Source organism: Streptosporangium sp. NPDC049046 (assembly GCF_040649155.1).
GTDB lineage: Bacteria > Actinomycetota > Actinomycetes > Streptosporangiales > Streptosporangiaceae > Streptosporangium.
In genome coordinates this window covers 17,278-31,331 of record NZ_JBEZEZ010000024.1, presented here as the reverse complement: position 1 = coordinate 31,331, position 14,054 = coordinate 17,278, and the positions used below count along the sequence as shown (strand labels likewise).

General features: G+C 69.5%; 12 protein-coding genes. 4 read left to right on the top strand and 8 right to left on the bottom strand.

Translation table 11 applies throughout. The features are described from left to right. Positions 1-155: 155 nt before the first annotated feature. The 3 genes from AB0B96_RS29500 to rho all read right to left on the bottom strand — a co-directional run bounded on the left by AB0B96_RS29500 (position 156) and on the right by rho (position 4,216). The gene (locus tag AB0B96_RS29500; protein WP_362903825.1) at positions 156-1,922 is read right to left on the bottom strand and encodes a prolyl oligopeptidase family serine peptidase; all 1,767 of its coding nucleotides are present in this window, start codon (positions 1,920-1,922) and stop codon (positions 156-158) included. Positions 1,923-2,098: 176 nt separating this feature from the next. Next, positions 2,099-2,929 carry a putative RNA methyltransferase gene (locus tag AB0B96_RS29495; protein ID WP_362903823.1) on the bottom strand — a complete coding sequence of 277 codons (831 nt, stop codon included), beginning with the start codon at positions 2,927-2,929 and terminating at the stop codon, positions 2,099-2,101. A gap of 63 nt (positions 2,930-2,992) precedes the next feature. Continuing rightward, positions 2,993-4,216, bottom strand: coding sequence for a transcription termination factor Rho (rho, locus tag AB0B96_RS29490; protein WP_362903821.1), 1,224 nt, complete (start codon positions 4,214-4,216; stop codon positions 2,993-2,995). 178 nt (positions 4,217-4,394) lie between these two features. Here rho and AB0B96_RS29485 point away from each other — a divergent pair, with 178 nt between their 5' ends. Next, on the top strand, positions 4,395-5,141 hold the full coding sequence (locus AB0B96_RS29485) for an MBL fold metallo-hydrolase (protein WP_362903819.1): 747 nt from the start codon (positions 4,395-4,397) through the stop codon (positions 5,139-5,141). Positions 5,142-5,241: 100 nt separating this feature from the next. Here the strand turns inward: AB0B96_RS29485 and AB0B96_RS29480 are convergent, their stop codons facing one another. Further along, complete coding sequence (locus AB0B96_RS29480) at positions 5,242-6,465, bottom strand: MFS transporter (protein WP_362903817.1); 1,224 nt, start codon at positions 6,463-6,465, stop codon at positions 5,242-5,244. A 170-nt stretch (positions 6,466-6,635) separates the two neighbouring features. Further along, positions 6,636-7,151: a hypothetical protein gene (locus tag AB0B96_RS29475; protein ID WP_362903815.1), complete on the bottom strand. Its 516-nt coding sequence runs from the start codon at positions 7,149-7,151 to the stop codon at positions 6,636-6,638. Between the two features lie 345 nt (positions 7,152-7,496). Here AB0B96_RS29475 and AB0B96_RS29470 point away from each other — a divergent pair, with 345 nt between their 5' ends. Both AB0B96_RS29470 and AB0B96_RS29465 read left to right on the top strand, forming a co-directional pair. Continuing rightward, a complete protein-coding gene (locus AB0B96_RS29470; RefSeq protein WP_362903813.1) occupies positions 7,497-8,165 on the top strand; it encodes a response regulator in 669 nt (222 codons plus the stop codon). 109 nt (positions 8,166-8,274) lie between these two features. Next, a complete protein-coding gene (locus tag AB0B96_RS29465; RefSeq protein WP_362903811.1) occupies positions 8,275-9,000 on the top strand; it encodes an HNH endonuclease family protein in 726 nt (241 codons plus the stop codon). A 22-nt stretch (positions 9,001-9,022) separates the two neighbouring features. Here the strand turns inward: AB0B96_RS29465 and AB0B96_RS29460 are convergent, their stop codons facing one another. Further along, a complete protein-coding gene (locus AB0B96_RS29460) occupies positions 9,023-9,907 on the bottom strand; it encodes a DUF4429 domain-containing protein (RefSeq protein WP_362903809.1) in 885 nt (294 codons plus the stop codon). A 319-nt stretch (positions 9,908-10,226) separates the two neighbouring features. On the opposite strand from AB0B96_RS29460, the gene AB0B96_RS29455 reads away from it, so the two are divergent. Continuing rightward, positions 10,227-10,631, top strand: a complete 405-nt coding sequence (locus AB0B96_RS29455; protein WP_362903807.1) for a hypothetical protein — start codon at positions 10,227-10,229, stop codon at positions 10,629-10,631. Between the two features lie 177 nt (positions 10,632-10,808). Here AB0B96_RS29455 and AB0B96_RS29450 read toward each other — a convergent pair whose 3' ends face one another. Continuing rightward, a complete protein-coding gene (locus AB0B96_RS29450) occupies positions 10,809-11,150 on the bottom strand; it encodes a hypothetical protein (RefSeq protein ID WP_362903805.1) in 342 nt (113 codons plus the stop codon). A 1,608-nt stretch (positions 11,151-12,758) separates the two neighbouring features. Beyond that, positions 12,759-13,628: a hypothetical protein gene (locus tag AB0B96_RS29445; RefSeq protein ID WP_362903803.1), complete on the bottom strand. Its 870-nt coding sequence runs from the start codon at positions 13,626-13,628 to the stop codon at positions 12,759-12,761. Positions 13,629-14,054: the final 426 nt, after the last annotated feature.

Sequence of the window (14,054 nt, the reverse complement as noted above, 5' to 3'; positions counted from 1 at the left end):
ACCTCACGGGAGACCGTCGCCCCACCTCGGGGGGAAGGGCGTCACCTTTTCACGGGGAGACCGTCGTCACCTCACGGGAGACCGTCACCCCTTTGACGGAGGGCCGTCACCCCTTCATGAGGTGAAACCGTCGCCCTCCGACAGCGGAGTGTGCGCTAAATATTGGTCTTCACGTGTTTTCTGGCGAACTCCAGCTGTGCCGACATCTGCGCGATGCGCTCGGAGACGACCAGGGAGCCGTGGCCCGCGTCGTAGCGGTACACCCTGTGCTCGTGGTCGCGCTCGGCGAGCCGGGCCACGTACGCCTCGATCTGCCTGATCGGGCAGCGCGGGTCGTTCTCCCCGGCGAGGATGAGGAGCGGCGCCTCGACCTGGTCGACGTAGGTGATCGGTGAGCTGTGCACGTACCGCTCGCGCTGTTCCTCGGGTGAGCCGCCGATCAGCGCGCGGTGGTAGGAGCGCAGCGCCTCCGTCTCCTCCTCGTAGGCGGCGATGTGGTCGGCGATCGGCACCGTGGCGATGCCCGCCGCCCACATCTTGGGCTGGGTGCCCAGGCCGAGCAGCGTGAGGTAGCCGCCCCAGGAGGCGCCGGACAGCACCAGCCGGTCGGGATCGCAGACGCCGCGGTCGACCAGGGCGTCCCTGACGGCGGCCACGTCGGCCAGCTCGATGTGCCCGACGTCGCCGTGGAGGGCGTTGCGCCAGGCGGAACCGTAGCCGGTGGACCCCCGGTAGTTGACCCGCACGACCGCGAAGCCGTGATCCACCCAGGCGGCCACCTGGGGCACGAAGGAGTCGTCGTCCTGCGCGGTGGGCCCGCCGTGCAGCATGAAGACCGTGGGGAAGGGGCCGGAGCCGCGCTCGGGACGCGAGACCAGGGAGTGGATGCGGCCGCCGGGTCCTTCCACGTCCACGTCCTCGACCGGGACCGACGGGGGTGAGGTGGGGCCGCCGTGGTTCATGACCACGTGGCCGCTGGTCGATCGGATCAACGGCGGGTGGGCGCCGCTGGACCAGGAGTACTCGACGGAGCCGTCGGGGCGGGGCGCGGCGGCGTCGATCACGCCGTGCTGGGTCTCGATCGGGAAGAAACCGCCGCCGGGAAGGTCGTAGCGGGTCAGGTAGGTGCGGCCCCGGTTGCCTCGCACGACGAGCAGCGAGCGGCCGTCGTCGTACCAGTCGGCGGTGATCTCGCCCGGGTCGCGCAGCCAGATCTCCCGCTGCTCGCCGGTCTGCGGGTCCCAGACGAGGGGCTCGCGGCGGCCCCTGCGCTCGTGCAGGATGAGCAGGCGGCGGTCTCCGGACACCGGGGCGAAGCGCAGGCCGATGAGTCCCTTGCCGGGGCCGTCGTACAGGTCGCCGACGAGCGCGCCGTTGCGCCGGAGCACGCGCAATCCGGGGTGCCGGGCGTCGCCGCGCTCGCTGTGGCTGATCGCGATCAGCGAGCCGTCCGGGGAGACCGCGGCGACGGCGGCCGCCTCGGTGTGCTCGTAGATCGTCCGTGCGGGCTCGCCCGGCTGGACGAGATGGATGGTGAAGCCCTGTCCGGGCCTGGCCATGCCGATGACCGCCTCGCCCGTCGCGGAGAGCCCGAGCCCGGCGGGGAAGCCGGGGTCGAGGTCGATCGGCTGGTCAGGGCCGCCGTAGAAGGGCTGGCGCATCCACCGGCCCCACTCGTCGCCGTCGGTGTCGTCGAACCACCAGATCCACTGCCCGGTGGGATCGATCGCGCCGTACGAGGTGCCCTTGGGCCGGGAGGTCGCCTGGCGGGTGGAGCCGCCCGCGCGGTCCCAGGCGTAGACCTCCCACGCCCCCGAGGCGTTGCTGCGGTAGACGGACCGGCTGGGAGCCTGGCCGGCCCACACGGGCAACGTCGCGCGCGGCGCGCGGAACCTGGCCTGCCAGCGCTCCTCCGCCTTCATGTGGCGCTTCCCTCCGTCAAGGCGTCAGCTTCTCGCGCCCGGGCGCGGGCTCGCTGAATTGCGGTCCAGTATGTCGTCTTCACCGGCTAATTTCTTGGGGAATGTCTGGGAATTTCGGACTAAAAGTCACATCAGTAACAGGTGTCTCGAAGGTGACTGTCAAGCACACGGCTTGCTCACCGGCGACGCTTAAAGGTAGACATACGAAAAGAAGCCTCCACGGGGCTCATTTCCGGAAGCCCTCCGATCCTGCCTCGCATAACTTCCGTATCCGTATGCCAGGCGCTGGGTCCCATTCCCACGACCGCCTCGACCGCGTCGTGCCCCAGGCGCATCTCGAACGCGAGAAGGCTTCGATCCGTCTCGACGAAGTGCTCGTTCAGGCTTTCCGTCACCCGCCGCTCCTTCGAATCGTCCACCGAAAGGAGCCCCAGCCGCTCCACCAGTGGCGCGAGGTGCCGCGGGGTAGGCGTGACCACTACGAGCTCACCGTCCCCCTTGAGCACTCGTGCGAACTCTGCCCCATTTCTAGGGGCAAACACATTGAGAAGCACATCTATCGTGCCATCTCGCAACGGCAGTGGCCGCCACACATCGGCCACCACCGCCCCCACCCGGGCATGTGCCCGCGCCGCCCGCCTGATCGCGTGCTTGGAGACGTCCAGTGCCACCCCCGCGGCCCCGGGCAGTCCGTCGAGCGCCCGCGCGAGATAGTGACCCGTCCCGGCCCCGGCGTCCGCCACCACCTTCGCGCCGGTACGGCAGGCGCCGGCCACCGCCTCCGCCAGCGGGGCGTAGTGCCCGGCGCCGAGGAACGCGTCCCTGGCCGCCACCATGGCCGCGCTGTCGGCCGTTCCCGGCACCCGCGACCCGGTCAGCAGGCTGACGTATCCCTGCCTGGCCACGTCGAAGCCGTGCCCCAGGGCGCACCTCAGGACCCGCTCTTCGAGCTCCAGGGAACCGCGGCAGACCGGGCAGGCGAGGTGTTCGACGACATCGTCCAGCATCTCCCCATCATCTCGCGCCCCGCCGAGGGGGAATTGTCATGGTGAGCGGGAGGTCGCACCGGCTCAGGTGGTCTGCTGGATCTGCTGGAGAAAAGCGGCGTTGGACGGGGTCTCGCTGAGCCTGTCGGTGAGAAGCTCCAGCGCCTGCTGCCTCTCCAGGCCGCCCAGCGTGCGGCGCAGCCGCCAGGTGAGCCGCCGCTCCCGGGGGTCGAGGAGGATCTCCTCGCGACGGGTGCCCGAGGCGTCGAGGTCGACGGCGGGATAGAGACGCTTGTCGGCGAGGGCGCGGCTGAGGCGCAGTTCCATGTTGCCGGTGCCCTTGAACTCCTCGAAGAGGCTGTCGTCCATCCGTGAGCCGGTCTCGACCAGCGCGGTCGCGAGGATGGTGAGCGAACCGCCGTCGCGCAGGTTGCGTGCGGCGCCGAAGAAGCGGCGAGGGGGGAGCAGGGCCGTGGCGTCGATGCCTCCGGCGAGGGTGCGCCCGCCGCCCGGGGCGAGGTTGTTGTACGCGCGGGCGAGCCGGGTGAGGGAGTCGAGGAGGAGGACGACGTCGTGCCCGTCCTCCGCGAGGCGCTTGGCGCGCTCGACGGCGAGTTCGGCGACGGCGGTGTGGTCGCGGTCGGGACGGTCGAACGTGGACGCGGCGACCTCGCCCTGGATGGACTCGCGCATCTCGGTGACCTCCTCGGGGCGTTCGCCGACGAGCACGACGATGAGGTGGCAGTCCGGGTGGTTGGCGGTGATCGCGGCGGCCAGGTCCCGCAGGACCATCGTCTTGCCCGCCTTGGGCGGGGCGACGATCAGCCCTCGCTGGCCCTTGCCGACCGGGGCGAACAGGTCGACGACCCTGCCGGTCAGCGATCCGGTCTCCAGGCGGAGCCGGTCACGCGGGTGGATCGGGGTCATGTCCGCGAAGTCGGGCCTGTGCCGCCGGGCGGCGGCGCCGTTCACGCTCTCCACCCCCTCCAGCCTCTCGTACGGGGCACGTGCGGTGGCCACGACGTGGTCGCCGGGGCGCAGGCCGTACTCGGAGATCTGGGAGGGGGGAACGCGGACGTCGTGCGGTGACGGCAGGTAGCCGCGGGTCCGGATGTGCCCGGTACGGTCGCGGATGTCGAGCAGGCCGGTCACGGTCTCGACGGGAGCGTCGCGCCCGGGGGACCGGCCGCCCGCGGTCGTGCCGTTTCCGCGGGGGGTTTTCCCCGCGCCGCCCGCACGGGGACGCGGGACCTTCCTGGTGGTGATCTTCTCGACGCGGGGTTCTTTGAAGACGGGTTCCGTGGTCATGAGTGACCTTTCACGGGAGATACGGGAGATGCATGAGACGGGGACCGCACGCCTGAGACAGGGGCGGTGAGAGAGAAAAGCGAGAAACGGGGGCGGATCATCGCACGCGGCCTAGCCAGCGGTGCGTCACGCCCGGTATCACGGTAGCACCGTTGCCTCATCCCGAACAGGAGAGCGGATGCTACATCGGTCTATAACGGTCGCCGGGGTCGAGGTGTTCCCGCTGTGTGACGCGGTGGGGGCGATGGGCGAGTCGATCCGGCGCCCGATGGCGCAGATGTTCCCCGGCGGCTGTCACGGCGAGTCGGACGAGTGGATCCTGCACTTCCACTGCTATCTGCTGCGCGACGCGGCGGGCCGTACGGTGCTGGTCGACACCGGCATCGGCCCCCGTGACTCGCTCGCGGCGGGCTGGGCGCCGGTGCCGGGCTCCCTGGGCGCGGAGCTGGCCCGGGTGGGGACGGCTCCCGAGGAGGTGGACGCCGTGGTCATCACGCACCTGCACAGCGACCACGCGAGCGGCGCGGTGGTCGCGGGGGCGCCGGTCTTCGCCAACGCCCGGCACCTTCTGCAGCGCGCCGAGATCGACGCGGCGGGCGAGGAGGTCCTCGACCGCGTCGTGCGGCCGCTGGGCGATCGGGTACAGGCGGTGGCCGGCGGGGCGGAGGTGCTGCCCGGCATCCGGGTGCTGCTCACGCCGGGGCACACCCCGGGCCACCAGGTCGTCCAGGTCGGCGATCTGGTGCTGACCGGCGACGTGGTGCTGCATCCGGTGCAACTGGAGGACCCGCGAGTGCCCTACCTCTACGACGCTGATCCCGAGCTCGCCACCCTCACGCGGGTGGAGCTGCTCGACAAGGTCAGGGCGGCGGGCGGGATGATCGGCACCGCCCACTTCGCCGAGCCCTTCACCAGGATCGCCTGAACCCAGCCCTTCCCCGGCCCTTCGGAAGGTCGGTCCGCACCGGAGGCGCCGGGGGAGGACGAGCACGAGAGGAGCGATCTTCGCCGTACCCGGCAGGTGGTCAGGGGTTCGTCCGGGGAGCCGCGAGCAGGTTGCGGCGTGCCTTGCGCCGGTAGCGGATGACCTGGAAGGCGCCCAGTGCCCAGATCGGGTACTGCGTGGCGAGGGCCCAGCGGAAGGCGTCCGGGCCGTTGTCGCCCCTGAGGTCGAGGGTGACCCCGATCAGGGCGATCACCAGTATGGACGCGACGAAACCGCCGCCGTTCACGATGCCGGTGGCCGCGCCGATCCGGGTGGCCGGGTTGAAGGTCCTGGCGTAGTCGAAGCCGATCATCGACCCCGGCCCGTTGGCCGCCAGCACCGCCATGAGCACGACCAGCAGCCAGAGTGGTGCCCGTCCCGGCCAGAGCAGTACGACGGTCCACGTCCCCGCGGTGGTGCCGATCACGACGAACACCATCCGGGAGCGGTGGAAGGGGAACCGTCCGGCGAGATAGCCGAGCAGCGGCCCGCACACCATGCCGCACAGGGTCAGCGTGGTGAGCAGCACCCCCGCCGTCGAGGGGGTGAGCCCCTGCCCCTGGACCAGGAACGGATATCCCCACAGCAGCAGGAAGGCCGCGGCCGAGCACTGGGTGGCGGCATGGGTCCACATGCCCAGCCGGGTGCCCGGTTCCGCCCAGGCCGCCTTCAGGCTCGGTGGCTCCCCCACGACCTGGGGGAGGGTGTCACGCAGGACCGTGATCAGCAGGAACGCCGAGACCACGCCCACGACGGCGGCGATCAGGAAGGTCGGCGTCCAGCCGTAGGTGTGCAGGGAGTGGATGAGGGGCACCGCGGAGGCGATCGCGCCCAGCTGGCCGAGCAGGCCGGTGAGCTGGACCATCAGCGGGTTGCGGTGGGCGGGGAAGGAGAGGCGGACCAGCCTGATCACGCTGATGAACGTCATCGCGTCCCCGCACCCGATCAGCGTCCGCCCGGCGATCCCCGGTAGCAGTCCTTCCGCGAGAGCGAAGACGAGCTCGCCGCCGGCCATCACCAGGGCCCCCACGATCAGCATCCGCTTGGAACCGAGCCGATCGACGAGCACTCCCACGGGCACCTGCATGCCCGCGTAGACCAGCAACTGGCACATGGCCAGGATCGAGAGTCCCGCCGCGCCGACGTCGAGCCTCGCCGCCGCCTCGATGCCCGCCACACCCAGCGACTGCCTGTGGAAGACGGCGACGATGTAGGCGAGTACACCGGTGGCCCAGAAGAAAATCGCCCTAGACCGTGGTGTCATGGGGCGAATATTACTTTTTGGGGGTTTTATCAATACGGGCGGGGTCGTGAAGAGCCGGGATCCGCCTCACCCGACCGGTCGCCCCGCGCTCCGGAGGGCGGCGAAGGGGGTCCGGGCATGCCTCAGCCGGTGTGACCCGGGGGTCGCACCGGCTGGGGAAGGCGTGGCGCTTAGCGGTGGTCCGAGCGCCCGTGACGACCGGCCACGAGCTGGTCGGTGGAGGCCTGACGGGGCACGTCGACCCGGGGGTGGGGTGCGGTGTCCTCGACACGGTCGTCGACGCCGTCGCGGTCGCGGTCGACCACGGGGGTCGTGGCGGTCGCGGGAGCGGCGGAGGCGGGAGTCCCGGGGGTCCCAGGGGTCCCAGCGGTCGCCGGAGTCTTGGGAGCCTCTTCGAGCTTGCGCTCCAGCTCCCGCTTCTCCTCCTCCAGGCGGGTGACCCGGTCACGCGCCTCGATCCGCGAGGCACGGAGCCTGCGGCGGTGCGCGGCCGAGCGTCGCATACCCGCGAACAGCATCCCCAGGCCGAGCAGGAAAACCGCTCCCGTGGCGACACCCGCGAAGAAGAGCTCCAGCTGGGACAGCTGGAACAGGCGGTCGAAGACCGTGAACGAAGCGGTGGCGGTCGATGTCGTGGTCTCGTCCCAGGAGACCGCGATCACGGCCGCACCCGCGACTACGATCAAGAGAAGTCCCAGCGCTATCATGTGTGACCTCACCTCAGACTTGGGCTGTTGTGGTAGCCCTTGCTGCCCTCGACGAGCGGGATTATTCATCGGATCCCGATGGGTGTCGGAGAATATGACGGACAGGCTTCCTGAAGGTGCCGCCGATATCGACATTTGCCTCGATATCACCATTAATAGCGCAGGAAGCGGCTTTTCGCCGCGTACCCACCGGGCCGCTCCTGGCCGGACTTCACGGTGCTCAACCGCTCCCCGGCCCAGCGGCACGTAGCGGTTCCGTTCACCGGGGCACCTGATCGGCCAGGGAGCCGCCACCGTAGCCTGGTCTCGACCGAGGAGGACCCCGTGACGCGCATCCTCGTCGTCGACGACGAGCCCCAGCTCCTGCGGGCGCTGCGCATCAACCTGGCCGCGCGCCGGTACGAGGTGGCTGTGGCCGACGACGGCGCCGCCGCCCTGCGCCAGGCCGCCGACTGGCACCCCGACCTGGTCGTGCTCGATCTCGGCCTGCCCGACATGGACGGGGTGGACGTCATCCACGGGCTGCGCGGCTGGACGAATGTCCCGATCATCGTGCTGTCCGGCAGGGCCGAGAGCCGCGACAAGGTGGAGGCCCTGGACGCGGGCGCGGACGACTACGTCATCAAGCCGTTCGGCGTCGACGAACTGCTCGCCAGGATCCGCGCGGTGGCGCGCCGGGTCTTCGCCACCGAGGAGGAACCGGCCCGGTTCGTGATCGGCGAGCACGAGGTGGACCTGGCGGGCAAGACCGTCTCCGGCGGCGTACGGCTGACCCCCACCGAGTGGCGCCTGCTGGAGATCCTGGCCCGTAACCCCGGCAAGCTGATCACCCAGCGCCGTCTGCTGAACGACGTCTGGGGCGCCGCCTACGGCAAGGAGACCCACTACCTTCGCCAGTACATGGCCCAGATGCGCAAGAAACTGGAGCGCGACCCCGCCCACCCGGTCCACCTGCTCACCGAACCGGGCATGGGTTACCGCTTCCAGCCCTGACCTGCCCCTTCGCCGGAGCCGGTCTCAACCAGCGGACACCCCCGTGTCAACCATGAGATGACCGGGAATCGGTCAGGCGTGAGTCCGTAGACCCTTTCTGGAGGCATGGTTGAGCACGCGGGGGGTGGTCACCGTGATGCTCGGCGCCGCGGTGCTCTTCTCACTGTCGACGCAGGGCGAGGACACGCGTGCGAGGGCCGCGCCCGCCCGGGTCGCGCCACTGGACAATCCGGACGGCGTGCGTCCCGGCCTGGCGCCCGTCAGATCGGCCGGGGATCGGGGAGCCGCCGTCAGGCTGATCGGCAGACTCAAGGTCAGGCCGATGGGCTCCAAGGCCGGCTACAGCAGGGCCAGGTTCGGCGAGAACTGGGCCGACACCGCCAAAGGAGTGCCGTACGCGCGCAACGGCTGCCGTACCCGCGACGACCTGCTGGCCCGCGACGGCGAGGACGTGCGCTACCGCCGAGGGTCCGACTGCGTGGTCGTCTCCATGAAGCTGCGCGACCCCTACACCGGCCGGATCGTCCGCTGGACCAAGAAGCGCTCCGACGAGATCCAGGTCGACCACGTGGTCCCGCTCTCCTACGGGTGGCGGATGGGAGCCTCCCGCTGGCCGATGTCCAAGCGCAAGCGCATCGCCAACGACCCGCTCAACCTCATCCCGGTGTACGGCGCCGCCAACGAGGCGAAGGGCGGCTCGGGACCGGCGTCCTGGCTCCCTCCCGTACGCGGGGTCCGCTGCGCCTACGTCGTCCGTTTCGCCCAGGTCGCCGTGAAATACGACCTGCCGGTCACCCGCGCGGACAAGAAGGTCATGCTCGCCCGGTGCAGGTGACCTCCGCTCGACCGCCCCGAGGTCAGAAGCGGCGGATCAGGGCCTGCTTGGCGGTGGTGAACTCCTCGTCGGTGAGGATGCCGTCCCTGTGCAGGTCGCCGAGCTCGCGCAGGCGGCGCAGGAGCGAGTCCGGGTCGTCGTCGGCGGCGGGTGCCGTGGCGGCCTCGATCGAGAGGGGTTCGGCGGGAGGCGGGTGGGCGCCCGAGGGGTGCGGCAGCCTGGCGAGAACGGCGGCGACGAGCAGGGCCGTGGTGCGGATCTCCTTGTCGAATCCCCACAGGACCAGGCAGTTCGGGTCATGCTTGGGAGCGAAATTGTGGGATGCCGTGCCCTTCACATGGAAACGCAGGCAGCCGTTCTCCATGCCCGTGGCCGGGAACCACTCCACGCCGTTCAGGTCCTTCAGCGCGAACCGCTGGGAACCCGTCGACTTCTTGACCCCCTCCGCGGCCCAGTTCCATTCGAGACGGATCGACTCGCCGTCGAACGTGGCCGTGCCGTCGCCGGCCGGGACCACCACGGGGAGTTCGGGGCCGGGCATGAGGTAGCGCTCCGAGGGACCGTCCGGTACCTGCTCGATCACCAGTGCGTTGCGTACCTCGGTGACGAAATACTCGGCGGCGCCGGTGCGGTTGGTGTCGACGACCAGCTGGTAGGGGTCGGCGTTGTCGGCGATCCGCCCGCGCGTCGCCTGACTGAACGGGTCGGCGCCCTCCCGCAGGCGCAGTCGCAGCCTGCCGCCCTTCTTGCCGGGTTCGTACGCGATGCCGGCCACCGCCTCCAGCGGCACCCGCACCTCTCCCAGCAGCTGTCGCAGTTTCTTCACACTCCGGTCGTGGCCGGGCACGATCCGCAGGATCTCGCCGTCGAACGTCCAGGTTCCGTCGCGCACCATGACCTCCGCCATACGGCGATCGTATGGCAAAGGTCACGGGGGGCTCGCGATCGAGTGGGTTGAGTCATCCCGGACCGGTTCTCCGTCGTCCCGGCACGAAAGCTCCGGTCGTCTTCGGACTCTCCACCCGGGTGCGCCTTGTCGCCGCGAAGAGGCTTCCGGCGGGCGCCCGCCGGGGCCGAGAACGGCGTAAAGGAACGTCGGGAAAGGGTGAAGAAAAGATACTGACATTGGCGTTCTGGCATTTCCCGGGATTTCATGGAGGGGCGGAGTCCACCCCTCGGTAAATGCCTGTTCAGCAACAAATGTCCGTTATGTGAAGGGGGTAGGTGTGAAGTCCGGGATCGAACCGGTGGGGTTCTCGCTCGCCGGGGGGTTCGTCACCGTCGTCGCCACGGCCGCGACCGCCTCGCTGCTCCTCGCTTCGGCGGAGACCGCCGGCCGCGTACTGATCATGACGATCGCCGTGTGCGCCTACGCCGCCCGCGGGGTCCGGGCCGGGGTCGCGCTGGCGACGGCCGTCATGGCGTGGTTCTTCGGCACCGGATTCCTGGTCAACGGTGCCGGGGAGCTCAGCTTCGGCAGGCAGGACCTGCTCCGCCTCGGCCTGTTCACGATCGTCGCGCTGGGCACGAACGCGTGCGTCGCCGGGTGCCGGATGGTCGCCGCCAGGCGTCGCCTCCGCGTCCCGCTGCCGGGAGAAGACCCCTCGCGTCTGGTCCTCGCCCGCAACTGACGCGCCGCACGGCCCGAGGGCCGGGTGATCGTGGGGCGCGGGAGGCCGTGCGCGTTCGAGGGATTCGACATCGTTCGAGGGATTCGACATGGAGAATGCCGCGCCCGGCCGGTGCCGGGTACGGCATTCTCTTTTGATGACATTTTTTCATTTGTCAGGCTCGGAACTCGGCGAGGTTCAGAGCGGCGGTGTCTCGTCGGTGAACTTGGCGCAGTTCGCGGGGTAGGCGGGAGGTCCATGAGGTGTTCCCGGAGCGAAGAAGCCTCCCGTCCGGGGAACCGGCCGCCCGAGAAGACACTTCGTCCGGGCGACCTGACCGGACGAACTCTGGACCGTGAGGTGAAGGTACGGAAGGGCGCCGTCATGGAGGATCGTCGTCGCGACGTCCACCACGTCGGTGGGATGACCGGGGATCTTCGAAAGATCGTGCCAGAGCGGAGTCGTGCGCGGATCGCGGAGTTGTGCCGTCCCGTCGTTCCTGACCGACGCGGTGATCGGTTCGAAAAGCAGGTACGACACCGAGACGGCGGAGGTCGGCGCCGCGGGGCCGATCGGTCCCGCGGGTCCCTCGGGTCCAGGTGCTCCGGGCTCGCCCGCGGCTCCGGTGGCGCCGGTCGGTCCCACCGGTCCGGTGGCGCCAGGTTCGCCGGCAGGGCCGGCGGGTCCCGAAGCGCCGTCCGCACCCGCGGGCCCGGGGGCGCCGACCGGACCTTCCGGGCCCATCGGCCCGACGAGGCCGACCGGTCCTTCCGGGCCGATCGGCCCCGCGGGTCCTTCAGGGCCGATCGGCCCCACCGGCCCTTCCGGGCCGATCGGCCCTACCGGTCCCGCGAGTCCCTGGGGACCTGCCGGACCCTTGGGTCCTTCCGGGCCGATCGGGCCGGTGAGCCCGTCCGGACCCTGGGGGCCGATCGGTCCCGCGGGTCCCATCGGTCCCACAGGACCGGTGGCACCCGTCGCGCCCGCGGGTCCCATCGCGCCCGCCGGGCCCGGTGCCCCAGGAAGGCCGGGGGCACCGGTGTCGCCCTTCGGACCCGTCGCTCCTGTCGGTCCTGCGGGGCCGGGAACTCCCTTGGGGCCTGCCGGGCCTGCCGGTCCTGCGGGGCCCACCAGAATTGCGGGCCCTGCCGGATTCGCCAGGCCTGCCGTGTCCGTGGATCCCGCTGGTTTCGCGGGTCCTGCCGGTTTCGCGGGTCCCGCTGATTTGGCAGGTTCCGCTGGTTTCGCGGGTCCCGCTGATTTGGCAGGTTCCGCTGGTTTCGCGGGCCCCGCCGGTTTGGCCGGGCCGGGTAGGCCGAGCGGATCGAGTGGAACATCTGGAAGATCCGTTTTGGCGGGATTTTCTTTAGCGGGATTCGCCGGGATCGCCGATTCCGACGGCAGTTCGAGACTCGACGATTTCTTTCCGCGGTCCCGGCCGCTCCTGCCCTTTCCGCTGCCCCGATTCTTGCCGGGACGATCGCGGTCACACACGCAGTGCTGTCCACGGCACTTGCAGTCTTCCCGCCCAAGGGTTCCGATCAGGGAGAAGCTCGCGCCCCCGGGCGCGCCGATCGTCCTCCCGACCGGGACGGTCTCGCTACCCGCGGCTCGCGTGCTGAGGAGAACGACTCCCGTGGTGTCGGTCACGGCGCCGGCCGGCGCCTGGCAGGAAAGTGCCAGAATGGCGCCGATTGCTGTTGTCGCGACGGACCGGTTTCGAGCGTGTTGGCTGGAATTAATGTTTTGAGCCCGTCTTCTACCGCTAAAAGTCATCGCATTCCATGTCTTTTGTGATTTCAGGAGATCGGATTGCTTGAACCGCGACGATGGCGGCAAGCAGGAGTTACCCGATGATCGACATGGCAAAGCGTGACCCTCGTTAAGAAGGTTTAAACGGATTCGTCAATGGCGGGGATATGTCCAGGTTGCTGGATTCCCCGCCGTACGGTCGCGGCAGAGGGTGCTCTCTCGATTCGCGTATCCGAGTCTAGGCATTTTTGTTGCCCGTAATGATTTTTGAGATGATTATTCGGGCCAAAATCAGTGACGTGCGTCGTGTCGTCCCCGGCGGCGGGACCGAGAGCGCCGGATCCCGCCGCCGACAGGTGTCGTGGGTGAACCCGGTGGACGCCCTCTCGGTCGTGTCTACTGGCCTTCGCTCGCCTGTGCCTCTCCCTGCTCGGCGAGCGTGCCGCACTTGTAGCCCGGCTCGCGGTCCGGCTGCAGCTGGACGTTGCCGAGGAGCGTGCCGTCGATCGGGCGCCGGAAGGTCTCCAGCTTGTCGCAGTCGTAGAAGACATAGGTGCCCTGGCTCTCGCCGAGCAGCATCATCCACCGGCCGTCGTAGAGGGGCTTGTTGTCGTCGGCGTTCTTGATGACGGCCCACTGGTCCTGGAAGCCGACGTAGGGGAGGAGGTCGTTGGCCCGTCCCGTCTCCTGCATCTCGATCGCGCCCATGGTCATCTGCAGGATCAGCAGGAATCCCAGGCCGATGCCCGTGAGGGCGCCGGTGAGCACCTTCAGGCCGGCGCGGCCGACGGGCTTGCGGCGCAGCAGCCGGAACGGCACCAGGAACGTCAGCACGCCCAGCCCCACCGCGACGACGACCATGACGGCGATGTCGAGGTCGCCCACGAGGTTCAGCAGACCCCAGTAGGTCGCGCCACACCACAGCGCGGCGATCAGGGCGGCCACCCAGGGGCGGCTCCGTACGGCCGTCATGACTTTTCCGACCGCGCCGAGGGTCATCTTGTCGGCGATCCAGCCCACCCCGACGACGAGGCCGAGGAGCGGCGCGATGAAGAGCAGAAGCAGGATCAGCGTCCCCATCAACCGGCCGAGCAGGACGGACTGGTCGATTCCCGCCTGCTGGGGGCTGATGCCGAACACGCCGTACATCTGCTCGACGCCGAGGTAGAGGACGGCGTAGAACGCGACGCCGATCGGGACGATGATCGAGCCGATGCGCTCGATCATCGCCAGCACGCCGCTGCCCTCCTCCTCCGTGGGTTCCACGGGCTCTGCGGAGGTTTCGGCGGGAGGCGCAGGGGGGATATATGCCTGTCGCTCTGAAATATCCTGACTTGTCACGAAGGATGATGGTAGGTCATGGCGATTGACGCGACGTTGACTATCTGTAAACGCGTCGAATCCGCCCTTCACCTGGGCGGGAGCAGTGGAGACCGGCTCTCCTCGGAAAACCGTCATCGGGGAACGAATCGCCCGCCCGAGGTTCCCTCGCTCGCAGTGTCCCGCAGTCCGGAGTGGTCCCACTAACCTCCGGGATGTCCTCCTGATCTGTGAAAAGTAACTATAAGTTTTTGCTGCGCGACCTAAAGTGATGGAGCTAGCCTGCCTACCGACACAGGCGGACCGTGGCGAGGGCGACGGGAGCGCGAGCGAACGGCGAGACACGGCGAGACACGGCGAGAGACGGTCGAC

Excerpts from the sequence above, each read along its gene's own strand:
- AB0B96_RS29500 (WP_362903825.1), bottom strand. The coding sequence starts at position 1,922 with ATGAAGGCGGAGGAGCGCTGGCAGGCCAGGTTCCGCGCGCCGCGCGCG.
- AB0B96_RS29495 (WP_362903823.1), bottom strand. The coding sequence starts at position 2,929 with ATGCTGGACGATGTCGTCGAACACCTCGCCTGCCCGGTCTGCCGCGGT.
- rho (WP_362903821.1), bottom strand. The coding sequence starts at position 4,216 with ATGACCACGGAACCCGTCTTCAAAGAACCCCGCGTCGAGAAGATCACC.
- AB0B96_RS29485 (WP_362903819.1), top strand. The coding sequence starts at position 4,395 with ATGCTACATCGGTCTATAACGGTCGCCGGGGTCGAGGTGTTCCCGCTG.
- AB0B96_RS29480 (WP_362903817.1), bottom strand. The coding sequence starts at position 6,465 with ATGACACCACGGTCTAGGGCGATTTTCTTCTGGGCCACCGGTGTACTC.
- AB0B96_RS29460 (WP_362903809.1), bottom strand. The coding sequence starts at position 9,907 with ATGGCGGAGGTCATGGTGCGCGACGGAACCTGGACGTTCGACGGCGAG.